This is a genomic window from Collinsella sp. CLA-ER-H8, assembly GCF_040092335.1.
In the GTDB taxonomy this organism is placed as follows: domain Bacteria; phylum Actinomycetota; class Coriobacteriia; order Coriobacteriales; family Coriobacteriaceae; genus Collinsella.
Genome location: NZ_JBBNLU010000006.1, coordinates 146170 through 171356, shown reverse-complemented (window position 1 = coordinate 171356; position 25187 = coordinate 146170). Strand labels below are relative to the sequence as shown.

The 25187-nt window shown below is 61.7% G+C and carries 17 protein-coding genes and 1 tRNA gene; 10 read left to right on the top strand and 8 right to left on the bottom strand.

Going from position 1 to position 25187, the window contains the following annotated elements; translation table 11 throughout:
- Positions 1–110: 110 nt before the first annotated feature.
- Complete coding sequence (locus AAAX72_RS05815) at positions 111–893, bottom strand: transposase (protein ID WP_349129496.1); 783 nt, start codon at positions 891–893, stop codon at positions 111–113.
- 257 nt (positions 894–1150) lie between these two features.
- Here AAAX72_RS05815 and AAAX72_RS05810 point away from each other — a divergent pair, with 257 nt between their 5' ends.
- The 3 genes from AAAX72_RS05810 (at position 1151) to AAAX72_RS05800 (ending at position 5004) form a co-directional block, all read left to right on the top strand.
- Entirely contained in the window at positions 1151–3133 is a 1983-nt protein-coding gene (locus AAAX72_RS05810; RefSeq protein ID WP_349129495.1) for an ATP-dependent DNA helicase RecQ, read from the top strand.
- A 2-nt stretch (positions 3134–3135) separates the two neighbouring features.
- Positions 3136–3891: a GntR family transcriptional regulator gene (locus AAAX72_RS05805; RefSeq protein WP_349129494.1), complete on the top strand. Its 756-nt coding sequence runs from the start codon at positions 3136–3138 to the stop codon at positions 3889–3891.
- A gap of 144 nt (positions 3892–4035) precedes the next feature.
- Entirely contained in the window at positions 4036–5004 is a 969-nt protein-coding gene (locus tag AAAX72_RS05800) for an SIS domain-containing protein (RefSeq protein ID WP_349129493.1), read from the top strand.
- A gap of 131 nt (positions 5005–5135) precedes the next feature.
- Here the strand turns inward: AAAX72_RS05800 and AAAX72_RS05795 are convergent, their stop codons facing one another.
- Positions 5136–6113 carry an L-lactate dehydrogenase gene (locus AAAX72_RS05795; RefSeq protein ID WP_117563734.1) on the bottom strand — a complete coding sequence of 326 codons (978 nt, stop codon included), beginning with the start codon at positions 6111–6113 and terminating at the stop codon, positions 5136–5138.
- A gap of 211 nt (positions 6114–6324) precedes the next feature.
- On the opposite strand from AAAX72_RS05795, the gene metA reads away from it, so the two are divergent.
- A complete protein-coding gene (metA, locus tag AAAX72_RS05790) occupies positions 6325–7251 on the top strand; it encodes a homoserine O-succinyltransferase (protein WP_349129491.1) in 927 nt (308 codons plus the stop codon).
- Between the two features lie 23 nt (positions 7252–7274).
- On the opposite strand, the gene AAAX72_RS05785 is transcribed toward metA, so the two are convergent.
- Both AAAX72_RS05785 and AAAX72_RS05780 read right to left on the bottom strand, forming a co-directional pair.
- Positions 7275–7871, bottom strand: a complete 597-nt coding sequence (locus tag AAAX72_RS05785; RefSeq protein ID WP_349129489.1) for a 5-formyltetrahydrofolate cyclo-ligase — start codon at positions 7869–7871, stop codon at positions 7275–7277.
- A 366-nt stretch (positions 7872–8237) separates the two neighbouring features.
- Complete coding sequence (locus AAAX72_RS05780) at positions 8238–11270, bottom strand: insulinase family protein (RefSeq protein WP_349129486.1); 3033 nt, start codon at positions 11268–11270, stop codon at positions 8238–8240.
- A gap of 562 nt (positions 11271–11832) precedes the next feature.
- On the opposite strand from AAAX72_RS05780, the gene AAAX72_RS05775 reads away from it, so the two are divergent.
- Complete coding sequence (locus tag AAAX72_RS05775; RefSeq protein WP_349129485.1) at positions 11833–13299, top strand: ATP-binding protein; 1467 nt, start codon at positions 11833–11835, stop codon at positions 13297–13299.
- Here AAAX72_RS05775 and AAAX72_RS05770 read toward each other — a convergent pair.
- Positions 13217–13891: a hypothetical protein gene (locus AAAX72_RS05770; protein ID WP_349129483.1), complete on the bottom strand. Its 675-nt coding sequence runs from the start codon at positions 13889–13891 to the stop codon at positions 13217–13219. The genes AAAX72_RS05775 and AAAX72_RS05770 overlap by 83 nt on opposite strands.
- 215 nt (positions 13892–14106) lie before the next feature.
- Here AAAX72_RS05770 and AAAX72_RS05765 point away from each other — a divergent pair, with 215 nt between their 5' ends.
- Positions 14107–15189, top strand: a complete 1083-nt coding sequence (locus tag AAAX72_RS05765; RefSeq protein WP_349129482.1) for an HNH endonuclease — start codon at positions 14107–14109, stop codon at positions 15187–15189.
- Between the two features lie 444 nt (positions 15190–15633).
- On the opposite strand, the gene AAAX72_RS05760 is transcribed toward AAAX72_RS05765, so the two are convergent.
- Together AAAX72_RS05760 and AAAX72_RS05755 are read right to left on the bottom strand one after the other, a co-directional pair.
- Positions 15634–16320 (bottom strand): DUF5710 domain-containing protein, encoded by a 687-nt coding sequence (locus AAAX72_RS05760; RefSeq protein ID WP_349129481.1) that lies wholly within the window; start codon positions 16318–16320, stop codon positions 15634–15636.
- Between the two features lie 226 nt (positions 16321–16546).
- A tRNA-Val gene (locus AAAX72_RS05755) sits at positions 16547–16621 on the bottom strand.
- A gap of 289 nt (positions 16622–16910) precedes the next feature.
- Between AAAX72_RS05755 and AAAX72_RS05750 the strand changes: the two genes are divergently transcribed.
- The 3 genes from AAAX72_RS05750 to glmM all read left to right on the top strand — a co-directional run bounded on the left by AAAX72_RS05750 (position 16911) and on the right by glmM (position 21810).
- Positions 16911–17933: an EamA family transporter gene (locus AAAX72_RS05750; RefSeq protein WP_349129479.1), complete on the top strand. Its 1023-nt coding sequence runs from the start codon at positions 16911–16913 to the stop codon at positions 17931–17933.
- Positions 17934–18082: 149 nt separating this feature from the next.
- Positions 18083–20395, top strand: coding sequence for a DUF4012 domain-containing protein (locus AAAX72_RS05745; protein ID WP_349129478.1), 2313 nt, complete (start codon positions 18083–18085; stop codon positions 20393–20395).
- 83 nt (positions 20396–20478) lie between these two features.
- Entirely contained in the window at positions 20479–21810 is a 1332-nt protein-coding gene (gene glmM / locus AAAX72_RS05740) for a phosphoglucosamine mutase (protein WP_349129477.1), read from the top strand.
- A 97-nt stretch (positions 21811–21907) separates the two neighbouring features.
- Here glmM and AAAX72_RS05735 read toward each other — a convergent pair whose 3' ends face one another.
- Complete coding sequence (locus AAAX72_RS05735) at positions 21908–23482, bottom strand: carboxypeptidase M32 (RefSeq protein WP_349129476.1); 1575 nt, start codon at positions 23480–23482, stop codon at positions 21908–21910.
- A gap of 505 nt (positions 23483–23987) precedes the next feature.
- Between AAAX72_RS05735 and pheS the strand changes: the two genes are divergently transcribed.
- Positions 23988–25064, top strand: a complete 1077-nt coding sequence (gene pheS, locus AAAX72_RS05730) for a phenylalanine--tRNA ligase subunit alpha (protein ID WP_035136801.1) — start codon at positions 23988–23990, stop codon at positions 25062–25064.
- Positions 25065–25187 lie beyond the last annotated feature (123 nt).

The window sequence follows — 25187 nt, the reverse complement described above, 5'->3', positions numbered from 1 at the left end:
CGGGAAGGAGGAGGGCGCCTAGGCGCCGAAAGCGGCACATCCGCGTTGGCGAATCCGGCGTATCCGCGTTGGCGCGATTGGCGAAAATGCGTTGGTGGAAATGGTGAAAATTATATTGACGCTAACAGCGTCCTGAACCTGGAGAACTCGCCGGCCTCGAACACGAGGTCGGCGGCGGTCGCGGTGTCGACGCCCTTGAGGCAGCGCAGGGAGTCGACCCTCCTCCTCCACCTGGGCTTGCGGGCCTCGCCCTCGACGAGCCCCTCGAGCCTCGCCTTCTCCTCCGCCGCCCGCCTGACCGCGTCGACGTAGTAGGCGAGCGCCTCGTTGTCGGCCCCCTCCGCGAACCTAATCGACTCGATCCAGGACCAGTGGGCCCGGGTCCAGTTGCCCTTCCTGCGGCCGGTGGGCGTCCTCTCGTCGAAGACGAGCCCGTGCCTGAGCAGGAACTTGGAGAGCCGCTGCTTCGAGCGCGAGAGGTCGTCCCTCGCGTCCTCGAGCGCCCTGGTCAGGTCGCGGGCGGCCTCGCACTCGTCGTCGGGGACCCACACCTCGACGACGTTGCCGACCGACAGCATGCGGGCGAGGAACTCGGCGTCGTTGCGGTCGTTCTTCCTGCGCCTGTCCGCGCTGGGCTTGATCATCTTCGAGACGGCGCCGACCACGCAGTCGACCCCAAGGCCGGAGAGCCTCTTCTGCAGGTCGAATCCCGTGACCCCGGACTCGTACACGCACCTGGCCTTTGGGTCCACGGACCGCACCCACCCCGCGACGGCGCCGGCGTCGTAGCCGAAGGTCACGCAGCGCACCTCCCCGGTCATGACGTCGAGGGAGACTGCCTTTATCGAGCGGGTGTGGACGTCGAGTCCGACGAAGGTGGTAGTATCGAGCATGGGAGCCCCTTCCATGAATGCGGCGTGGCCGCCGCGGCTGAATTAGACACTCACCATTGTCGGCCTAATCCGCGGTCTTTCATGCAGCAGGGGCTCTCAATGTTTTTATGTCCTGCTCATATCGTCTCTGCCGGCACCTGGGGACACTCCTTAGCCGTTGGAGGCGTTCTTAAACGACTAGTCTGGGCGGCGGCCGTGTGCTGCTGTCCGCGTGGCGGCGTATAATCGGCGGCAGATGACTTGGACGTTAGGAAACCATGACCGATAGCATGCAGCAGATGGCGCTCGACACGCTCGGCGCCTATTTTGGCTACACCTCGTTTCGCCCGGGGCAGGACCGCATGGTCGATGCGATCCTTGCCGGTCGCGATGCGCTGGGCGTTATGCCCACGGGCGCCGGCAAGTCCATTTGCTACCAGGTGCCCGCGCTCATGCTGCCCGGCATCACCTTTGTGGTGAGTCCGCTGCTGTCGCTTATGGAGGACCAGACCCGTGCGTTGCTCGCGGCGGGTGCGCGACCCAGCTATCTCAACTCCAGCCTTACCCCAGCCCAGCAAAACACCGTGCTCAAGCGGGCGCGCGAGGGTCGCTACCAGCTTATGTACGTGGCGCCCGAGCGCCTGCTCGAGCCGCGCTTTTTAGCCTTTGCGCAGGAAGCCGCGGCGGACGGCGGCATTGGCGTGCCGCTCGTGGCCATTGACGAGGCCCACTGCGTGAGCCAATGGGGCCAGGATTTCCGCCCCGCCTATCTGCAGATTCGTGAGTTCATCGATTCCCTGCCGCAGCGCCCCATCGTGGCGGCCTTTACCGCTACGGCGACCGAGCGCGTGCGCGCGGATATCCAGCAGATGCTCGGCCTGCAAAACCCCGCGACGGTGGTGACGGGCTTCGATCGCAAGAACCTCTACTTTGGCTGCGAGGAGATGGGCGACAAGGCCAAGGCCGTGTGGGTGCGTGACTACGTGATCGCGCATTCGAGCGAGAGCGGCATCGTGTATTGCTCGACCCGCAAGACGGTCGACGCGCTGGCCGCGGAGCTTGCCGAGGCACTGGGCCCCAGCGGCATTCGCGTTGGCCGCTACCATGCCGGCATGGGCAACGACGCCCGCCGCCAAAGCCAGCGCGCCTTTATCGACGACGACATTCAGGTGATGGTTGCCACCAACGCCTTTGGTATGGGCATCGACAAGCCCAACGTGCGCTACGTGATCCACAACAACGTGCCCGAGAGCATCGAGGCCTACTACCAGGAGGCGGGTCGAGCCGGCCGCGATGGCGACCCGGCCAGCTGCCATCTGCTGTGGAACGGTAACGATTTTCGCATGCGTCGCTTTTTGATCGACCGCGGCGATGCTGCCGATGAGGCGCTCGACGACGAGCAGCGCGCGTGGGCGCTCCAGAATCGATATCGTCTGCTCAGCCAGATGGAGGGCTACTGCAATACCACCGGTTGCCTGCGCGAATACATGCTGCGCTACTTTGGCGACGAGGCCGCGGCCGAGCATGCGGCTGCGGCCGGTGCGGGCAGCGCCGCCACGGACGATGCCGAGGGCTGCGGCAACTGCAGCAACTGCCTCACGAAGTTCGAGGTCGAGGACGTCACCGATATGGCTCGCGCCGCCGTGCGCTATGTGGCCACGCGTCCCATGCGCTTTGGCAAGTCGCTGGTCGCCGACGTGCTCCACGGCGGCAACACCGAGCGCATTCGCCAGATGCATCTGGACGAGGACCGCGGCTACGGTGAGCTGTCGAGCGAATCGGTCGGGCGTATCAAGGACATCATCGGCCAGCTGTGCGGCCGCGGTTATTTGGCCACCTCGCAGGGGCAGTACCCGGTCGTGGGGCTTGGCCCGCGCGCTGGCGAGGTCGAGGACGAGACGTTTGCCTTTACCGTTAAGCGTCGCGCGTCCAAGCGCAAGGCCTCGGCCCGCGCCCGCCGTGCGGTGGATCTGCTGCGCGAGGAGGCCGAGCTGGATCAGCGCCCGCGCGTGGGTGACGATGCCGAGCTGTTCGAGCGCCTGCGTGCCCTGCGCAAGGATATTTCGACCGAGCTGGAGATGGCGCCGTACATGGTCTTTTCCGACAAGGCCCTGCGCGGCCTGTGCCGCCTACGCCCACAGACGCGCGACGAGCTTATCCAGGTCAACGGCATCGGCGAGAAAAAGGCCGACGCCTTTGGCGAGCAGTTTATGGCGGCGATTGAAGAGTTTGAGTCCGAGCATGCACGGAATGGAGCATAACGATGGCATCCGATGATAAAACCGAGCGCACTGAGGTGTCCGCTGTGCCGCTGTACCAGCAGGTTATGGACGACCTAAAGGGCGAGATCGCGCGTGGCGTGTACGCATCCGGCTCGCGCATTCCTTCCGAGATGGAGCTCGCGAAGTACTACGGCGTGGGACGCATCACCGTGCGCCGCGCCATCGAGGAGCTGTCGCGCGCGGGGTATCTCAACCGCCAGCAGGGCAGGGGCACGTTCGTGTGCGCGCCCAAGCTCAAGCGCAAGATTGTCCAGAAGGGTGACGTTCAGAGCTTTTCCGAGGGTTGCGCTGCCAACGACATGGTGCCGGGTGCGCGCCTGGTATCGCGCACGGTGGTTGCGGCGACGCGCGAGGACGCGGCGTTCTTTGGCGTAGAGCCCGGCTGCGAGCTTATCGTGGTCGAGCGCGTGCGCACGGCCGACGGCATCCCCGTCATGCTCGAGAACAACGCCTTTGTGCTGGCTGACCATCCCTATCTGCAGACACTTGCCGATAAGGACCTCACCGATAACTCGATCTTTGCGTTCGTTGCCGAGCATTCGGGCCGCGCACCGCTCAAGTCCGACCCTTGCACCGTGGAGATTGCGCTTGCCGATGCTCAGGCGGCCCCGCTGTTAGAGGTGCCGGTCGGCGAACCGCTCTTCTATATGGAGGCCTACTTTACCGACGCTGGCGGGCGCCCTCTACTGCTCGGCCGCCAAAAGATCGTGGGCTCGCGCTACGTCTTCGACATCTAACGTCCATAGATAGAACAACATAGAACAAATTTGCCGAGATGACTTCACGGGCTTTGTTACACGTGTTATAAATAGGACAACATAGAACGACAGCAGGTACGAGCCGCCGTCGCTCAAAGCCGCCCCACAAGGAGGAACATCAGGATGAACGCACATGATCTGGTTCAGGAAATCATCGAGCGCAAGGGTAAGATTGAGAATGTCTTTTGGATTGCTTGTGGCGGTTCGATGATTGACCTGATGCCGGCCAACGAGCTGCTCAAGCGCGAGGCCACCACGTTTACCTCGACGGTCTACACGGCACGCGAGTTTTGCCTGATGGCCCCCAAGAGCCTAGGGCCGAAGTCGCTCGTTATTGCCTGCAGCCACAGCGGCAACACGCAAGAGGTCGTCGACGGCTGCGAGATGGCGCTGGCGGCCGGTGCCGAGGTCGTTGCCCTCACCGACTGCGAGGGCTCCAAGATCGACAACGGCAAGTGGACCACCTGGGTCTACCCCTGGGGCGAGGGCGTGCCGCAGGCCGAGGTGCCTCAGGGCATCGGCGCTCTGATCGCCGCCGAGCTGCTCGACCAGCAGGAAGGCTACGAGGCACTCGCCGACATGTACGAGGGCCTCAAGCAGATGGATGCGCTGCTGCCCGCCGCCCGCGAGAAGGTCAACGCCGAGCTGGGCGCCCGCTTTGCCGAGCTCTGCCAGCAGCACAAGTTCTTCTATATCCTGGGCTCCGGACCCAACTTTAGCCAGACCTACGCCATGGCGATCTGCTCGCTCATGGAGATGCAGTGGCAGCACTGCTGCTATATTCACTCCGGCGAGTACTTCCACGGCCCGTTCGAGGCCACCGAGCCCGGCGTGTTTTACTTTGTGCAGCTTGGATCGGGCGAGTGCCGCCCCATGGAGGAGCGCGCGCTGGCGTTCCTCAACACGCACACCGATACGGTCATGGTGCTCGATGCACTCGAGTACGGCGTGGGCGAGGTGCCCGTCAGCGTGCGTTTGTACCTGGAGCCGATCTTCTTCTACAACATGAGCTGCGAGCTGCGCGCCGCCCGCGGAAAGGTGTTCGACCACAGCCCCGAGATTCGTCGCTACATGGGCATCGAGCAGTACTAGGTAACGGGAAAAGCATTCACCTTCGATTCGCAAGCGAACAGCGTGCGTAAAAAGCGGGCCGCGCCGGTGGGTTTCCGGCGCGGCCCGCTTAGTATCGCGCATAGATTCGCAAGGTTGCGGCAGCCAGCGGCTTACTTTGCGTCGTAGGCCTCGGCATCCCACCAGTCGAGTTGGGCGATGTTGTCGCGGATGTGCTGGCAGCTCTTGTGGAAGCCCTCGAGTTCGTGCTCGGAAAGGTCGAGCGTGTAGACCTCCTCGACGCCCTCGGCACCGATCACGCACGGCAGGGAGGTAAAGATACCCTCCTCGCCATACTGACCGGTCATAAGCGTAGAGGCCGAAAGCACGGCGTGCTCGTTGTGCAGCACGGCGGCGCAGACGCGCGCGGCGGAGTTGGCAACAGCGTACTCGGTGCACTGCTTGCCCTGGTAGGTTACATAGCCGCCCTTGCGTGCGAGCTCCTCGACCTCCATGTGGTCGAAGGCATACTTGTCGGGGTTCTCGGCCTGAAGTTCGTTAAGGCTCTTGCCGGCGATGGTTGCGGCCTTAAAGGCGGCAAGCTGGCTAAAGCCGTGCTCGCCGATCATGTAGGCGTCGATGGACTTGGGGCTCACGCCGACCTTCTTGGAGATCTCGGTGCGCAGGCGGGCGGAGTCCAGGCCGCAGCCCGAGCCGATGATCTTCTTGGGATCGTAGCCGGTCAGGTGCCACAGCTCGGTGCACACGACGTCGCAGGGGTTGGAGATGCTCACGAAGATGCCGTCAAAGCCGGCGTCGACGATGCGTTTGGCAAAGGTGCGGGCGGCGTCGGTGGTAAAGAACAGCTCGCCGTCGCGGTTGCCGGCGGCCAGCGCGACCTTGCCGGCGGCGTTGACAATGACGTCGCAGCAGGCAAGCTCCTCGTAGTGGTCGTAGCAGTTGACGATCTTGGTGTTGTACGGGACAAACGAAAGGGAGTCGCGCAGGTCCTGGACCTCGGACGTCACCTTGGCCTCGTTGATATCGCACAGGTACAGCTCATCGGCAATGCCCTGCATGAGCAGGCTGTTGGCGACATGTGCTCCTACGTGGCCCTGGCCGACCACACCGATCTTACGCGTCTGGTACATATATGTATCCTTTCGGCCGAGTTTTTCGCGTCGAACCATTGTAGCGTCCTGCTACTACTTTGCTAGGCTAAAGCGTCGTAGATTTTTGGGACATGCCTTAATCTCTACTTTTGGAGTGATTTGGGCCGCTGACGGCATCGCTGGGCGATGTGCTCGCGCGGATGGGGCCGGTCGTTGTACCATAGCTGCAACTGACTCGTAAGGAGCATCCATGCCCATTCGCATCCCCGACGCCCTCCCTGCCGCCGCGCAGCTCGAGAGCGAGAACATCTTTGTCATGACCGAGTACCGCGCGCTGCACCAGGACATTCGTCCGCTGCGCGTGCTCATCCTCAACCTCATGCCCACCAAGATCGCCACCGAGACGCAGATCATGCGCAAGCTCTCCAACACGCCGCTGCAGGTGGAGGTGGATCTGCTGCGTACCAAAACGCACGAGGCCACGCACGTGAGCGCCGGCCACCTGGAGACGTTCTACCGCACGTTCGACGACATCCGCGACATCCACTACGACGGCCTGATCATCACGGGCGCGCCGGTGGAGCAGATGCCGTTCGAAGAGGTCGACTACTGGCCCGAGCTCTGCCAGATCATGGATTGGTCCACCACGCACGTGCACTCTACGCTGCACATTTGTTGGGGCGCGCAGGCGGGGCTCTACCATCATTACGGTATCCAGAAGTACGACCTGCCGGCAAAGGCGAGTGGCGTGTTCGAGCATTATCTGGTGAAGCCGCAAAGCCCGCTGGTCCGCGGCTTTGACGACCGTTTCTATGCCGTGCATTCGCGCAACACCGATGTGCGCCGCGAGGACGTGGAGGCCGAGCCGCAGCTTGAGGTCGTGGCCGTGTCCGACGAGGTGGGCCTGTACATCGTCAAGTCGACCGACAGCCGTCGCTTCTTTGTCTTTGGCCATCCCGAGTACGATGCCGACACGTTGCGCCTGGAGTACGAGCGCGACGTGAAGCGCGGGCTCAACCCCCAGGTTCCGGCGCATTACTTCCCGAATGACGACCCCACGGCCGAGCCGCGCAACGTCTGGCGCAGCCAGGCTCAGTTGCTCTACACCAACTGGCTCAACTACTACGTCTACCAGACCACGCCCTACGACCTGGCCCGCGCCGGCGAGGAGCACTAGGCCGTCGGGAGGTGCGCCAGCCGTTAGGCGCTGACGATGTGGGGCAGCGGCAGGTCGTGGGCGTCGGTGGGAACGTGGCCGACGCGCTGTTCGTCAAAGGCGATGCCGATGATCTGGCATGTGGCCGAAAGCGTGGGCAGGTAGCGGTCGTAGCAACCGCCGCCGTAGCCCAGGCGCGCGCCGGTTTGGTCGAAGGCCACGAGCGGCACGATAATCATGTCGAGAACATCGGCAGGCACGATAGGGAAGCGGTCGCTGTCGATGTCCGTGGCCGTGAAGGCCCGCGTGGGGTGGGCGATAAACGGAGCCGCGGACGCATCGTCGACAGCAACTGCCCGCATGCACATGCGCTGGCCACAAGCTGTGGCTTCGGCTGCCGAGAGCATGCACGGATAGGCCACGCGCCAGTCGCGTTTGGCGGCCGCCGCGGCAAACGCGGCAGGATTGACTTCGGAACCCATCGCGGCATAGACGGCAACGGTGTGCGGTGCCGCGGGATCCGAGCGACCCAGTCGCTCAACAAGCCGCGCACAGATAACGGCAGACTTCGCCGCCCGCACATCCAAATCAATCGCATCGCGCCGGGCAATCACCGCTCGCCGCAATTTAGCCTTGTCCATCCCAACCTCCTCTAGCAAACCTGCCAAAAAGGGACAGGTTTATTTTGGCAGGTTTTATCTGGGTAAACAGCAAAACAACCACGAAGGGGATACATGCACCTTCGTGGTGGTCTGTGCTGTGATGGGCGTCTGCGGCGGTTTGTCTCGATCTGTAACAGTAACTCGGCAAAATTGGACCTAGTTGTTACAGATTGAGACAAAAGGTCGGCGTCGTCTGGAAACGTCTCGATCTGTAACATCTGGAGCCGATATTGCCGTCTTGATGTTACAGATCGAGACAAACCGCCGCGGTGGGCTGCGCCGCCCCGCTCAAGCCGCAGAAAAAGGTAGATTTTCGGGCATGTCCCAAAAATCTACCTTGGTGCGTTAGCCCATCAGGTCGACTACGTTAAAGCCGGCGTTGCTCTTGGCGATGACTTCGCGGCCGCCAAAGACGCAGGTGGGCGATTCGGCTGCGATGCGCGTCACGTCGGCGCCGAGCGAGCGCAGCTCACTGGGCGTGGCGGCGAGCATCTGGGCGCGGCGCTCCTTGCGTGCGTGCGGATCGAGCCCGGCCAGGTAGGTCGTGTTGCGGCGCTTGGTGAGCGCGTACGGCTTCACCGGCGCGTCCATACCGCTCACGCAGCTCACAATAAAGCCCTCAAAGGCGGCCTCGTCGGGCTCAAAGCTGCCAAGCCATGCGCCCGCGCGCTCCACGCGCTCAATCGAAGGATCGATCGCCGGGTCGCGGTAGGTGTAGAACGCCGTCTGGCGCTCGCCGGCTGCGCGGAATCCGCAGCCGTACGCACCGCCCTTCACGCGAATCTCGTTCCACAGGTAGTCGTAGGAGAGCGCGTTGGCAGCCACGGCCCAAGCGCCTGTCACGTCAATGCCCAGGCGACGCGGATCGCACGCACGCGCGGCAAAGCAGATGTCGCTGGGGATCACGAAAGCTTCGTGGCGGTCGCACGGCGCCGGCACCGCGAGCGCGTCGCGGCCGGCACCATCGCCCGCGCCAAGCCCCAGGTCGCCCGCGGCGGCCCAGTACGCGTCAAAGTCCTCGTCGCTGCCGGTAAAGCTCGCCATGCAGCCATCGGCCACAAAGATGCGGTCTGCCAGCGCGGCAAGCTTGGCGCGCAGGTCGTCCAGTCGCTCGTCAAAGTGCTCGAGCAGATTGCGCAGGAACAGGTAGAAGTCCACGCCCGAGAGCTGCTCGCGCACCACGGCCGAAGGCGAGCTGTAGCTCATCGCGCGACCCAGCGCCGCCGAGTGGCCGTTGTTGATAAAGCCCTGCTCAAGCCCAATGCGAATCTGCGTGAGCACGTCGCGAACGCGGTCGGCGTCGGCATCGAGCAAAAGCGTGCTCGACCACACCTCGCGCGGCAGGCTTGCCAGTGCGTCGATCTTTTCGGACAGGGCGCCGGCGCTCACCAGCAGGTAGGGGCGCACGTCGTCCACGTCGGGCTGCGTCATGACCTCGGTCGTAAAGCTCAAAAAGCCGAGCTTGCCAGCGAGCAAGTTGTCGAGTTCCTCGGCCAAGTGCTCGCGCGTGGGCAGCTGCTTAAGCAGGCGGCAGAGCAGTGTCACATAGGGCAGGTCCTCAAACGCGACGCAGTTCAGGTCGAAATACTGCATGGCGTAGGCCAGACGGTTGGTGGGGATGCCGTGGCGCAGGCAGGGGATGGGCGCGGTCGTGTCCACGATCAGTGGCGGCTCGGGGCGCGCCTCGCCAATGTCGGACACGCGCAGGCGCGGCAGCGTGGCCTTGGCCTCGGGTGTGTCTTCCGCCTCCTGCGCGGCACGCAGCGCGGCCGTGCGCTCGACCACGTCGGCCAGCTCGGCATCGGTCATGGCATCGCGCTTGGCTGCCAGCTCGGCGGCCTCGGCACCCTCCGAACCCTCGGCGGCGTCCACCGGCACCAGCTCGACCAGTGCCATGTGATTGTTCTGCAGCACCAGCTCGCGCAGCAGGTCCTCAAAATAGCTGCCGTCCAGCTCGCTACGCAGCTCCTCGTACACCGGGCCGTACTTGAGCGCCAGCGTCGCGGCGTCGTCATCGTAGAGCCACGTGCTCAGCGCGTCGCACGCAATGGCCACGCCGTCGGCGATACCGTAGTCGCGCTGGCGCAGGTCGTATTCGTTGCTGCTGATGATGGCTTCCAGACGCTCGCGCGGAACTCCGTGCTCGCACAGGTCGCGGCAGGCGTCCTGGAACACGCAACGCAGCTCGCGCGCCACACCGGGCTGTGCGTTTTGCAGCATGATGAGCTCGTAAGGCTGCAGACTCTCGGCCGCGGTGTAGCTCACCACGTTGCCGCCCAGGCCGGCGGCCAGAATGGCCTTCTTAACCGGCGCTTCGTTGGAGCCCAGCAGTGCCTCAAACAGGATGTCCGCCGCGATCGTGCGCTTGCGGTCGAGCGCACTGCCCAGCACCAGGCCCAGGCCCACCAGGGCGTTCTCGGGCGTGGTGGCCATCTCGATGCGCTTGTACTCGCAGGTCACGGGCGCCTGCACGCCCAGCGGATTGGGCGCCAGCGTGGACGGGTCCTCGCCGGCGGCGACGGCAGCGTCCATGCGGCGGCTCGCGGCGCTCGGCTGCGACAGATAGCGCTCGTCCAAAAAGGCCAGTGCGCGGTCCACATCTAGGTCGCCGTAGAGCGTTATATAAGAGTTGGAAGGATTGTAGTGGCGCGCGTGCGTGTCCAGGAACTGCTCGTAGGTGAGCGCGGGAATCGCGCGCGGGTCGCCACCGCTCTCGTGTGCATAGGCGGTGTCGGGATAGAGCGCGGCGTTGACGGCATCGTCCAGCACACTCATGGGGTCGGACAGCGCACCTTTCATCTCGTTGAACACCACGCCGTTATAGCGCAGCGTGCCCTCGCGCAGGCTCGCGGAGCTGCTGTCGACCTCGGCGTCCTCCGGCAGGTCCAGCTCGTAGTGCCAGCCCTCCTGCTCAAAAATGGTGGGCTTGGTATAGATGGCCGGGTTGAACACCGCGTCCAGATACACGTCCATCAGGTTGTACAGATCCTGCTCGTTGGTGGTGGCAACGGGGTAGATGGTCTTGTCGGGGTAGGTCATGGCGTTGAGGAACGTCTGCATGGAGCTCTTGATCAGGTCGACAAACGGCTCCTTGACGGGAAACTTGGCCGATCCGCACAGCACCGAGTGCTCAAGAATATGGAACACGCCGGTGGAATCGGCCGGCGGCGTCTTAAAGCCAATGGCAAAGGCCTTGTTTTCGTCGTCGCATGCCAGGTACAGCAGGCGAGCGCCCGAGGCGGTGTGGCGCAGCACGTAAGCGTCAGAGTCGAGCTCGGGCACGGTCTCGCAGCGCTCGACGGCAAAGCCGTGGCAGGTGGTGCCGGGCACCAGCAGCGCGGCGGCAGCGGCGCGCGGGTCGGTTGAGGTGGTAGGCATATGCAGTCTCCTTTGACGCCCCAGCGGGGGCGAATCGAGTCGAATCCTCGAGAGTATACCCATATGGGGCTGCGGTTCTGCGGCGAACTGAAGACGATGCCAACGGATTGGGTAAAGGCCCCGCGTGCCCGCCGCGCGAGCGTGGAAACTTGGACGCCTATCGAATGAGAGTGGATTTTCGGACGGAATCAGCCTCAAAACGCCCAAATACCGTCCAAATATCCACCCTCATTTCCCGACCGTCCAAAATCCACGCTCATCCGCCGTCCGCACATCTCTCATTCGTCACGAATACGAGAGATAACAGAAAGACGAGAGATAAATATGAGAGATAACTGAGCAGCAAAGAGACAAGCAATCATGGTATTATCTCAATACCGATTGTTCTACCAGCAAAAACATGTTTATATGAAACAGATGGCAGACATCTTATCTTTTATCTCTCACTCATCTCTAATATGAGAGATAACAGAAAGATGAGAGATAATTACGAGAGATAACTGAGAGACGAAGGAAATCCATTCGCGGCATTCTTCGCAGAACCGAGCGAAAGGACGTGCAGATGAACGAAAACGAACTGACCGGTCTGCTCGAGTCTTTAAGGCGCATGGGCTCGGACGATCTTAACGTCGAGGTCAAGGAGAGCGCCACAACGCTTTCCCGCGACGTATGGGAAACGGTCAGCGCTTTCGCAAACACCGCCGGCGGCATCATCGTACTCGGAGTGAGCGAGCGCGCGGGTTTTGTCCCAGTTGCAAACTTTGAGACCGAGAAAGTGCTCAACCAATTCGTGGCGGGCATGGGCGATGCCGGCGGTCGCGGAAAGCTGGCCAATCCGCCCAAATACACCATTGAGCGCGTGGAGCTCCAGGGCACCGTGGTTCTGGTCATCACGATTGAGGAGCTCGACCCGTCGAGCAAGCCTTGTTATGTCATAGAGCGGGGCGCTCAAGGTGGCAGCTACAAACGCATCGATGACAAAGATGTCCCGCTTTCGTCGACCGAGGTGCTCGCATTGGCGTCATACGGTCGAGCGACTCCGAGCGATCGCGACGCGGTGGCGGGCGCGGGCGCGGACGATCTCGACGAGGCGCTGGTCGACCGTACGATAGATCGGGCTTTCTCGTTGACGCCTCGGGCAATGCGCGGCGCGCCGGACAAACAAACGAAGCTGGAGCGCCTAAATTTCCTTGATTCCCAGGGCAATGTTACCAAGGCTGGACTCCTAGTTGCGGGCACCTACCCTCAGCAGTTTTATCCCAAGCTCTTTATCGACATGGCTGTCTATGCGGGGACCCGGAAAGGCACGGCGGGGTCGCTGAGGTTCATGGACCGCACAATCTGTGAGGGAACGTTGGGCGAGATGATCTCGGATGCCGTCGCGGCCGTCGCCAAGAATTTGCGGCGAACCTCGACCGTCCAAGGCGTCTCGCGTGTCGACTCGCTTGAGATTCCCGAGGAGGTTCTGCGCGAGGCAATCGCCAACGCCGTAATCCATCGAGAATACGGGGATCGGTTCTGTGGACAATCGATTGCCGTCGACGTCTTTGACGATCGTGTCGAGGTGACGAATCCTGGCGGCCTTTACGGGGGAAAGACTCGCGAGAACTTGTTTGACGGCAGCTCCCGATGCCGTAACGCGACGCTTGTGAAGCTCATGTCGATTGTTCCGCTGCCGGATGGCGCAGGTTCGCCGGCTGAGGGCAATGGCTCGGGCATCCCGATGATGATCGATGCCATGCGCGCGCATGGTCTGGCCGAGCCCCTGTTCTGCCCGGGGTTCGATCGGTTCAAGGTCGTACTTTACCGTTCAAAGATCGAGCCGGTCGATCATGGCGGGGGCTTAATTGTGACGGCACTCAAACATTACGGCGAGCTGGGGACGCGTGAGCTGGCAGAGCGCACGGGGCTCACAATTTCCCAGGTTAGGTCGCGCGTCAACGCGCTCATTGCTCAAGGCGAGCTTGAGCCCACGGCGCCGGCGACGAGCCGCAACCGCAAGTATCGACTGTTGGAGCGCGTGGAATAAATGCGTTAGCGGACGAGGCGACCCAATAATCGACCCTCGATTGGCGCCCACTAAGGTTAAGCGGTTGTTGCCCAGTTGACGGTGATGCTAAAGACTCGGCTAACGCCGGCATGGCCGCGAACCCGTCCATCAAGAACAGCCTAAGAACCAGCTTGATGACATATCCCGGTTTGACTTCAGCCGCGTCAAAGACATGGCGCTCGGCGAGCTCGCTGCAGTATGTATAGATGTCGCGAATAAGGTCCGCGCCCGAAAGCGTAAACATGTAGCCTGCGTCCGAATGCGCATTGGGCGCGGCGGGCAACTTGGCCATGTGGCAGAACGTTTGCAGGTCGGGCGCCATAACATTCTGGTAGTCGAGGTGGCCGCTGGCATCCTGTTCGGCAAGCTCCAATTGGCGCACAAAATCCAGCGCCGCCGCTAACACAAAGCTCGGCGTAGGCGCATTGACGTCCTGAGTGGTCGCCACAAGCCTGCCCGCCGCCTGCGTGACAAGCCAAGCGACCTCGCGCTGGCAACGCACGGCCTTGCGCGTAACCGGCTTGATGGACGAAGAAGAAACGCTTCCCTTAGGCGGATTCGAAACAGCCACAAGAACCTCCCATGAACGACCCGGCCCAACAAGCCCGGATGAAACACGTGCTACATCAGTATACAGGGGAGTGGGGTAGCGGGGTACAAGCGCGCCAGCGGCAAACCGAGAGCATCAGCGATGTGCCGATCGCGGAATGAGATCTCGTAATAATTGACTCTCGGCCATATTATTGAGGGGCATGACTCGCGTTCGTATGGTTGTAGGTGCTGGCGATGAACGACATTGACCTTGCTGTTCCGTTGATGGATGGACCAAGCTATGACCGCGCCTGCAGTCTCGTGCTTTCCGAATACGTTGAGGCATGGGAGTGGTTTCTGGGTGAGGAACAGCGCGGCGGCGTTTGGACCAGCCTTCCGCACCACACCAAGGAAGATAGCCCTCAGTATCAGTATCGTTTGAGAATTGGCTCGGACTTCTTTCCCGTAACGCGGGATTCAGGGATCTTCTGGCCGGGCCAGGATCGGGTGAAGCAAGATCCCAATAAGATCTTTGCGCTTTCGGTCCATAACTCTAAAAAGAGCTTCTACACCGATGTGCCTCCGCTCTATTTGGACGATGGTACGTGGGTCATTAAGTACTCGGTTCAAGCGCCGGGTACCGTTGGTTTTCGAGACCAGAATTACAACCGTAAAATGCTCAACTGCATGGAATGTGGCGTTCCAGTCGGAGTCATATTTGCAACCGAGGTGGGCTACAAGGTGCTCGGCCTTGCGTTTGTTGAACGGTTCGAGCCCGAAAACGGATGGTTTGTTCTGCACGGTCCTGTTTATAAAGGCGGACCGGACCCTCGTTTTGCACCCGACATGAGTTATCTGAAGCACATGCCCGTCGATATTGAGTTTGCCGGACAGGGTGCGACCGACGACGAAAAGGTCCGCTATGCGTTAAGGCGCGAGCGATTGGGGCAGCAATGGTTCCGCAAGCAGCTCGTTGCCGCCTATGACGGCCGTTGCGCGGTGTCGGACTGCGGCGTCAGCGAAGCTCTGGAGGCTGCACATATCGAGAATTACTCGGGACCCAAATCGCAGGTTGCCAGCAATGGCATTCTGCTTCGGCGCGATCTTCATTCCCTATTTGATGCTCACCTGATTTCGTTTGAGCCTGTTTGCGGCGAATATCGGCTGTGCGGATCGTACCTGCTGGATAAGACCGACTACGCTTCCTTTGCGGGTGCGACGCTAAGGCAGCCGAATGAGCGTCAGTGGCGACCCAATACGGTGTTTCTTGAGGCCCATCGCATCGAGTTCGATCGCTCGGAAAAGAAGCGTGAAAAGGCGGGGCTTCTGCCGTATTAGCGTATTTGGCTTTGGCATTCTTTGACGATCGTGTTGTTTGATCGGATCGCGTGGCGATGCAATCTCGCGCACGCCCGCCGGTGCATGCTCTTCCTGTTTTGTATAGCGAGAGGGGAGCGTGTATGAGCTGGCGAGGCGATATTGCGATGGGGAAGTACGGAAAACTGCCGTGTGCCCTTATAGACAACAATATGTTTCCGAGCGTAGAGGTTGATTGCGGGTCGTTTGTCGTCACCTGCCCTCGCTGCGGCTCGCAAATACCGTGTCTCGACATTCGGTTCATCGATGCGCGCGACAGACTCAGCGACGAAGTGAGAAAACAGACAGGCGTTCATATGCCGGTGTATCCGGAGAAATGCCCTGTTTGTGGCCTCGATATCGTGTATGACGCCGGCGACGAGGGATAGGTGATGCGGAGGAGCTGGCTGTGAGTGTCTTTTGCCTCTACAAATAAATCCCCTCGCCGAGTTGCTTGTGGAACTCGGCGTGATGGTCGCATGCCCAGGTAAAGAGCGCCTGGTCAAAGTCGGTGCGCGTGGCCGGGATGCCAAAGACGCCGGCAACTTCGACGCGCACAAACTCCAGTGCCGGCAGCTTGTTGATGGCAGTGAGGGCAAACGGGGACGAGGGCTCCTCGAACAGATAGCGGCTGCCTTGCAGCGCGTCGCAACTGGTGCACGTGTTGCCGAGCGACGGGGCTTTGGAGGCTCGCGCGCCTACGGGCTTGTAGCCGCAGCGCTTATGAAGGTAGTCGCGGATCTCGCCCGGCACGCAGCCAAGAGCGGGCACGATGGCGAGTGCGTTGGCGTTGGCCGTGTCGATGGCAATGTGCCCGGATTCGTTGGGCGCGTGCGCGATGGCGACGCTCTCGTCGTTATCGGTTCGATAGGGAATGCCGAAGGCCGCGACCGAGGTCTCTTTGTGACACTTCCAGCACTCGCGCTTGCCCAGTACTAGATATATATACGGCGCTGAGGGGTCGGATCGGTCAACACCGGGCAGCCACTCGGCAAAGGGCTCGGGGTTGACGCCGCTGGGTACATACCAGACCTTCTTGGTCCGGTCCCATTTGGCGCCCAGCGCCTTGGCTTCTTCTTTGTGCGAAAAGGGGACATCGAGCTCGGTGCGCATGGCGGCTCCTTGGTGCTGCAGGTGCAAGTGGCCCAAGGATACCGCAGGGCGCAGACATCGCGGCGTTTTGCCGAGAAGTTGCGGTGCGGACTGATTGGTTATGTCGATGGATAGATCGGCAAGTAGATGGTCGGCTTTTGGCTAGTTGGGCGGTTGGAACTGCCGGCGGATTTGGCGACATAAAACAAAACAGCCCAGAGGACATAGCCTCTGAGCTGCGAACATTTGGTGGGCGTTAGAAGATTTGAACTTCTGACCTCTTCCGTGTCAGGGAAGCGCTCTCCCCCTGAGCTAAACGCCCGATCAAGGGTGCGCAAGCGCGCAAGGGATAATATAACGGAGCCTGAACTCGGTGGCAAGAACATTTTTAAAAATCGCTTACATTGTGGAATTCGGGGGCTTTGTCGCATCCATTTCAAAAGAGCCTGCTGCCGCGATTTGGCTGTCGCATAATGCAAGGCCATTGCGGTATCGAGCTATGGAAAGACGCCTGCGGAATTGTCCTACCGATAAGCGGACAAGCCTCCAGCTGGTGCCTTCGCCGTGGTAAGGTAAGCCGAATTGTTTCCAGGCTGTTTCGGGGGAGTGGAATGAGCAAAGAGTGTGTCGAGCAGGTCGAAGGCGCAGGGGCTTCGGTGCCGATGACCGATATATCGAACATTGATGTGCCCGAGGGCACCGACGAGCTCAGCCGTAGCACCCGCCGCGCCTGGCGCGACCGCCTTAACGATGCGTCGTCGCGCAAGATGATCACGGGCGTCTTGGCTACGCTGGTGGGCGGTTCGTTTTGGGGCTTCTCGGGCACCAGCGCGAGCTTTCTGTTCGATACCTACCACGTCGACACCTTGTGGCTTATGAGCGTGCGTCAGATTCTCGCCGGTCTACTCTTTATGGCCGTGGTTGTTACGCGCGACCGCGAGCGCCTGATTAAGCTCTGGACCACACCCGCCGATCGCAAGCAGCTGCTGCTCTTTACCGCCTTTGGCCTGCTGTTCAACCAGTTTTGCTATCTTTCGGCCGTGCGCCTGACGAACGCCGGAACCGCGACGGTGCTCCAGTGCCTGCAGCTCGTTATCATCATGGGCTACACCTGCGTGATCGATCGCCGCATGCCGCGTACTCGCGAAGTCATCGGCATTGGCCTAGCTCTGGGTGGAACCTTTTTAATCGCCACCGGCGGCGACCCCACCAGCCTGAATATCTCGCCGCTTGGCCTGGCAGCAGGTCTTATGTGTGCGGTCAGCGCCGCGTGTATGGCGGTGATTCCCGCCAAGATCCTGCCCGAATACGGTAGCCCCATCGTCACGGGCTCGGCAATGCTCACGGCGGGCGTGGTCTCGTGCGTCTTCGTGCAGCCCTGGGCGCATATGCCGGCGCTCGACGCTGCCGGCATCGAGGCGCTCGCGGTGTTCGTGGTCATCGGTTCGTTTTTTGCCTACATGCTCTATATGCAGGGCGTTAAGGACATCGGCTCGGTGCGCGCGAGCCTCATCGGAACTGTGGAGCCGGTTTCGGCGACCATCACCAGCGCCGTTATGCTGGGGACGGTGTTTTTGCCGACCGACCTTATCGGCTTTGCCATGATCATCGTGATGATGTTCCTTACGGTGTAGCTAGCGCCGCCGCCAAGACAGAAAAGGTGTTGTGCCGCATTTTCGCCAATTGATGTCCGTGTCTGGAGTTTAGCTGTCGATGCTCAAAATGCCATAAACTAGCAACGTTATGGACTTTTTCATTGCGACTCAATTGCGAGGATTTCTTTATGGCTGGTAATCACTTTAAGGGCAGCGATAGCGGCCGCCCTGCAGTTCCGCTGCGTCCGAACGGGGCTGGTAAGGCCGGCACGCCGGGCGGCGCTGGACAGGGCGGTTCCGGTAAGCGCGTGTCCCCGGGCGAGACGGCGATGTTTACCGCTCTGTACGAGCAGTCTCAAAAGGCAAAAAAGACCGGCCGTGCAAGAGGGAATGTCTTTGCGGGCGGTGCAACCTCCACGTCGCAGCCGAGCGGGGCTCCTTCGGTACCCGCGAACAACGCAGGTGCTGCCAACGCCGCGAATGCCGCCGGTAACGTTAATGCCGACAAGGCCGCCAACAATACTCCCTCTGCCGGTGGCGCGGGGCTTACGGGTAACCTTGGCACGATTTACACCGGCGCCTCCGAGACTGGCACGTTTGCCCGCCTGGATGATAGCGGTGCCGAGTTTGCGGGCTCGGGTTCCAAGGAAGATTATTACGATTTTGGCTTGAACTACGGTAGCGACGCTTCGTCGAGTTCGACCTCTGACGGTCTGGTCCGTCATCGCCATCGCAAGGGCGAGCGCAAAAAGCGTCACACCGGCGCCATTATTGCCGCTGTAGTCGCGGTGCTTCTCGTTGCGCTTGGCGCAAGCGGCTTTATGCTGCTTAACTCGGCAAAGACCGTAAAGAGCGAAGCGAAGGAGGCTGTCGAGATCGTCGGTGGCCTTAAGGACAAGGTCACGTCGGGCGATTTTTCGACGCTGCCTGACGACGCGAAGAAGATCGATGAGCTCTGTAACAGCATGAAGGCGGAGACCTCGAGCCCGCTGTGGGCGGCGGCTTCGTTTATCCCGGTGTATGGCAGCGATATCAATGCGGCCCGCACCATGATTGACGCCCTGTCCGATGTCTCGAGCAATGCGCTGGTTCCCATGGCCGATAACCTCTCGCAGGCTACGCCCGGCAAGCTGTTCCAGGACGGCATGATTAACGTGTCCGCGCTGCAGGCGGTCGCCGATTCGCTTTCCAGCAGCTCGAAGGTGTTCAAGAGCGCCAACGAGAAGGTCCAGGGCATTGGCGATACTCATATTTCCCAGGTGACCGAGCTGGTCGATAAGGCCAAGGACGGCTTTGCCACCCTCAACGGCGCGGTTGACGCGGCGGAGAAGGTCGCCCCCGTCCTTCCCCAGATGCTCGGCGCCAACGGCCAGACGCGCAACTACCTTATGTACGCCATGAACAACGTCGAGATTCGTGCCTGCGGCGGCTTTGGCGGTTCGCAGGGTCTGATTTCGGTCACTGACGGCCAGATGTCGATTGGCGAGTTTGTTCCTCGCATTGGACTCAGCGAGGATGAGGCAGTCGAGAGCGTCGACGAAGAGGATGAGGCGCTGTTCGGCAACCACAGTAACCTGTACAACTCGGGCAATACCTATTCGCCTGATTGGCCCCGCAACTCGCAGCGTGTCGCCGCGCTGTGGAAGTCCCAGTATGGACAGGACGTTGATGGCGTCATCGGTATCGACCCGGTGTTCCTGCAGTATCTGCTGGGCCTGGTCGGTAATGTCTCGCTGCCCGACGGAACGGTTGTCGACGGCACCAACGCCGCAAAGGTCCTCATGCACGATGTGTACTGGAACTATCCGGTCGAGGAGTCTGACGGCATCTTTGCATCCGTCGCCAGCGCTGCCTTCGACAAGATCCTTGGCGGTATCGGCGATGTCGATGTTGCGAAGCTTGTCAGCGCCGTTGAGCGCGGTGCCGAAGAGGGCCGCCTGATCGCGTGGATGAGAAACGATGATGAGCAGAATGCCATCAAAGAGACGGGCATTGACGCTTCGCTGCCCGATCCGGATGACCCGAGTGCCGATCCTGTTGCCGGCGTTTACTTTAACAACCTGAGCTTCTCCAAGCTCGACTGGTACCTGAACGCCGATACGCAGATTGGCCAGGGCATCAAGAACGGTGACGGCACGTGCTCCTATCGCATCACCGTTACCCTGACGAACATCATGACGCAGGAGGAGGCTGGCAAGCTGCCCGACTACGTTGCGGCGGGCGCACCCGATGCCGCGCGTGACGACGAGCGTCTGAATGTCTCGTTGTTTGCCCCGACGGGCGGCAACATTACTGATCTGACCGTCGAGGGCACCCAGTTTGGTCTTGGCGCCGCTACGTGGCATGGAATCCCCTTCTATTCGGGCACCGTTGACCTGCATGCTGGCGAGACGACGACGATCACGTATACGCTGACCACGTCGGCCGAGGCGGGGGACAAGCCGCTTACGCTGCGTCAGACTCCTACATGCCAGGCGGCTCGCGACAGCGCGTCGGCGTAGGGTTTTTCTGGTAGCGCAGATAATCGAGTACCATTTTGGGGCGGACAGGCAATCTGTTCGCCCCTATTTTGTAAGGAGAGCGCATGAAGTACTTTGGCACCGACGGCTTTCGCGGTGAGGCCAACGTTGGGCTGACGGTAGAGCATGCTTATAAGATTGGCCGTTTTGTGGGCTGGTATTACGGTGTCAACCGCGAGCGCAAGGCGCGCGTCATCGTGGGCAAGGACACACGTCGCTCGAGTTATATGTTCGAGGCGGCGCTGGTGAGCGGTCTGGTCGCGAGCGGTGCGGACGCCTATATGCTGCACGTGATCCCGACGCCGGGCGTGGCGCATCAGACCGTGGAGGGCTGCTTCGATTGCGGCATCATGATCAGCGCGAGCCACAACCCGTTTTGCGATAACGGCATTAAGCTCGTCAATAGCGACGGTTTTAAGATGGACGAGGACGTACTGGAGCTCATCGAGGACTACATCGATGGCAAGAGCGAAGTTCCGTTGGCCACGGGCAACCACATCGGTGCCACGGTGGACTACATGCAGGGCCGCAACCGCTACATTGCTTCGCTCATTGCAAGTGCGAACTTTTCGCTGCAGGGCGTCAAGATCGGTATCGACTGCGCCAACGGCTCGGCTTCCTCGGTGGCCAAGCCGGTGTTTGACGCGCTCGGTGCCGACGTGCGCGTGATCAATGCCGCGCCCGATGGCTTTAACATCAACGTCGACTGCGGCTCCACGCATATGGAGCGTCTGCAGCGCCATGTGGTGGAGCAGGGCCTGGACGTGGGTTTTGCCTACGATGGCGATGCCGACCGCTGCCTGGCCGTGGATGAGCGCGGTCGCGTGGTAGACGGCGACCAGATCTTGTACGTGTGCGGCGTGTATCTGAACAAGCACGGTCGCCTTTCGGGCGGTACCGTGGTGCCGACGATTGCCAGCAACTTTGGCCTGATCAAGTCGTTGGAGCTTGCCGGTCTGAGCGCCGTGACCAGCGGCGTGGGCGACCGTCACGTGTATGCCAAGATGCGCGAGGGCGGCTACAGCCTGGGCGGCGAGCAGACGGGCCATACGATCTTTGGCGATATCGAGCGCACGGGCGACGGCATTATGACCTCGCTGCGCGTGATGGAAGTGATTCGTGCCGAGCGCGAGACGCTCTCGCAGCTCACGGCTCCGTGCAAGCTGCTGCCGCAGGCGCAGGTGGCCGTGCGCGTGGCGGACAAGGACGCCGCGCTCGAGAACATGGGCGTGCAGAACGCCATCGCCGAGGCCGAGGTTGCGCTGGCAGGCGAGGGCCGCGTGCTCGTGCGCAAGAGCGGAACCGAGTCGGTTATCCGCGTGCTGGCCGAAGCCCCCGACCAAGCCGCCGCCGACGCCGCCATGAAGCGCATCGCCGCCGCGCTGGAAGCTCTGTAAGGTAGTCATTGGGGACGTTCTTAAACAACTAGGTGGAAAGGGGGCGCCGCGGATTGGTTTCGCGGCGTCCCCTTTGCGTTGGCGTGTCGGTTATGCCTTACAGCTCGTAGAGCGTGGTGAACTTGTCCTGCAGGTAGCTGCAGTAGTAACGAGCATCGAATGCCATGCCGCAGGCGCCCTTGATGAGCTCCGGCGCGTCTTTGGCGCGGCCCCACTGCCAAATGTGCTCGCCCAGCCAGGCGCGGACGGGCGCCAGATCACCGCTCGCGCAGGCATCGGTAAGGTCGACGCCGTCGCGGCACATGGCCGGCACAAACATGGCGTCGTAGGCGCTGCCCAGCGCATACGTGGGGAAGTAGCCAAACGAGCCACCGCTCCAGTGCGTATCCTGCAGGCAGCCGTGCGTGTCGTCGGGAACGGGAATGCCCAGGTACTCGTCCATAAAGCGATTCCAAAGCGCGGGGATGTCCTTGGCCGTGGCCTCGCCGGCAAACAGCATGCGCTCAATCTCGTAGCGCACCATAACGTGCAGCGGATAGGTGAGCTCGTCCGCCTCGGTGCGGATCAGCGACGGCTGTGCGATATTCACGGCGTGGTAGAGCGTATCCTCGTCCACGCTGCCATAGACCTCGGGCGCGTGGCGGCGCAGTACCTCGAGCAGCGGGCCCATAAAGGCACGGCTGCGACCCACGGTGTTTTCGAAAAAGCGGCTCTGGCTCTCGTGGATGCCCATGGAGGTGCCGCCCTCCAGACAGGTGCGCGCATAGGCAGGATTGACGCCCAGCTCGTACATGGCGTGTCCCGCCTCGTGGATGATGCTGTAGACGTTGGAGATGCAGTCGTCCTCGTAGATGTGCGTCGCGATGCGCGCGTCGCCCACGGCAAAGCCCTCGCTAAACGGGTGCTCGGTAAAGGCAAGCGTGGTGTCGTCCAGGTTAAGGCCGACGAGCTTCATAAGGTCGAAGCTCATGGCGCGCTGGGCGGCCTCGGGCACGCGGGCGTGCAAAAAGTCGGCAGCGGGCTGCTGGCCGCGCTCGCCGATGGCGTGCACGAGCGGCACGACCGTCGCCTTGACCTCATCGCAAAACGCATCGAAGCTCTTGGCGGAAAGGCCGCGCTCGTACTGGTCGAGCCAAACATCGTATGGGTCGCGCTTGGGGTCCATGAGCTCGGCCTGATGCTTAAGCTGGGCGACGATTCTATCTACATAGGGCTCAAAGCTCGCCCAGTCATTGGCCGTCTTGGCCTTGTGCCACACGGCGTCGGCCTCGCAGGTGAGCCTGGTCCAGGCCTCGGCCTCCTCGGTGGGAATGACGCTCGCTTCACGCTGGTCGCGGCCGAGCACGCGGATCTCGTCGAGCAGCTGCGGGTCGTCGATCTTGCCGCCGGCGACGGTCTCGCGTGCCAGCGAGCGCACGAGTTCGACAGACTTTTCGCTGGTCAGGAGCTTATGGTGCTCGCCGGCAAGGGTGCCCATGGCGTCGGCACGGGCGGCGGCACCGTTGGCGGGAGCAATGGTCGCGCCGTCAAACTCGGCAATCTTGAGCAGGTACTCGCGGGTCCACAGCTTGCCCTCGAGCTTGCGGAATTTTTTGACGGCCTTATCGACCTTCATGCCTTTGGGCGTCTTGCCCGCTGCGGGCTTGGCCTTCTTATCGTGCTTCTTTCCCATACCATATCCTTAATCTCGCGAGCCGAGCGCCACGGATGGGCGCACGGCCAGTTTGCACAGCTACTTGCCTTGTACCCAGCACGAACAAAACGGAACGCGGCGATACGCCCACACAATGTGCTATCCTATAGCCCAATGCGTTGACGGAGAGGGTTTTGCCCGCCGCGTCGCCGGCAAGAGAGGGAAGGTCATGGGCTGTAAGCCTTCCTGCGGTGACAAGGGCCAAGCGTTCACTCCCGAGCAGCAACCTCAACGGGCGCGCGGCCAGTGGCGGCGATGTCCCCAGTAGGGAAGCCGTGAGCCTCGCGACAAGGGGCAAAGAGTGGGCGCGACGGGCCAGACATCCGTCGGGTCAAACAAGGTGGTACCGCGGAATTCAACCGTCCTTGGGCAATGCACATGCCCGAGGGCGGTTTTTTGTTACCGAACCGGGCCGCGTTTTCGCAACGTCAGACGGCGGCAGCCGCCTCGGCAAGCGAGGAGCGCGAGAGACGAAAGGGAAGACATGAGTCTGATTGATGATCTGGTCAAACTCGAGGAAGAGGCCAAGGAGCTCGTCGCAGGCGCCGACGACGCCGCCAAGCTCGAGGCTGCGCGCGTTGAGCTGCTCGGCCGCAAGGGCCGCATCACCGGCCTGATGCGCATGATGGGCAAGCTCGCCCCCGAGGATCGTCCCATGATGGGCAAGCGCGCCAACGAGATGCGCCAGCTGATCGAGGGCATGCTTGACGAGCGCACCACCGAGATGAAGGCCGCCGCCCTCAAGCACGCACTCGAGCACGAGGCCGTCGACATCACGCTGCCGGGCATCCGTCCGCAGATCGGTCACCAGCACCTGATCAAGCAGATCATCGAGGAGGCCGAGGACATCTTCTGCGGCATCGGCTACACCGTCGAGTCCGGCCCCATGGTCGACACCTCCTACTACAACTTCACTGCGCTCAATGCTCCCATGGATCACCCGAGCCGCTCGGCCCGCGATACCTTCTACGTGGTCGACAACAACCCCGGCAGCGTCGCGCACCCCGAGGCACACGCCCATGGCGAGTCCGACGTGCTGCTTCGCACCCAGACTTCGGGCGTGCAGATCCACACCATGGAGTCGCAAAAGCCGCCCATCTACATGATTTGCCCGGGCACCGTCTATCGTCCCGACACGGCCGACGCCTGCCACCTGCCGCAGTTCAACCAGATCGAGGGCCTGGTCGTCGACGAGGGCATCACCTTTGGCGACCTCAAGGGCACGCTCGACTACTTTGTTAAGTGCATGTTTGGCGAGGACCGCAAGACGCGTTACCGCCCGCACTTCTTCCCCTTCACCGAGCCGAGCTGCGAGGTGGACGTGAGCTGCCACGTCTGCGGCGGCAAGGGCTGCAACTTCTGCAAGCACAGCGGCTGGATCGAAATCCTGGGCTGCGGCATGGTCGACCCCAACGTCCTGATCAACTGCGGCATCGACCCCGAGAAGTACACCGGCTTCGCCTTTGGCATTGGCGCCGAGCGCGTCGCGGCCCTGCGCTACGACCTGCCGGACCTGCGCACGTTGATGACTGGCGATATGCGCTTCTTGAACCAATTTTAGGCTTGCCCAGGCACCCCATCTTGGCGTTCAAACCGTCGCTCGCGTACCTTTAGTACGCGTCGCTCCTCTTTCACGCCAACCTGGGGCACCTGGACAACCCTAAGGCGAACGTCTTCATTTGAT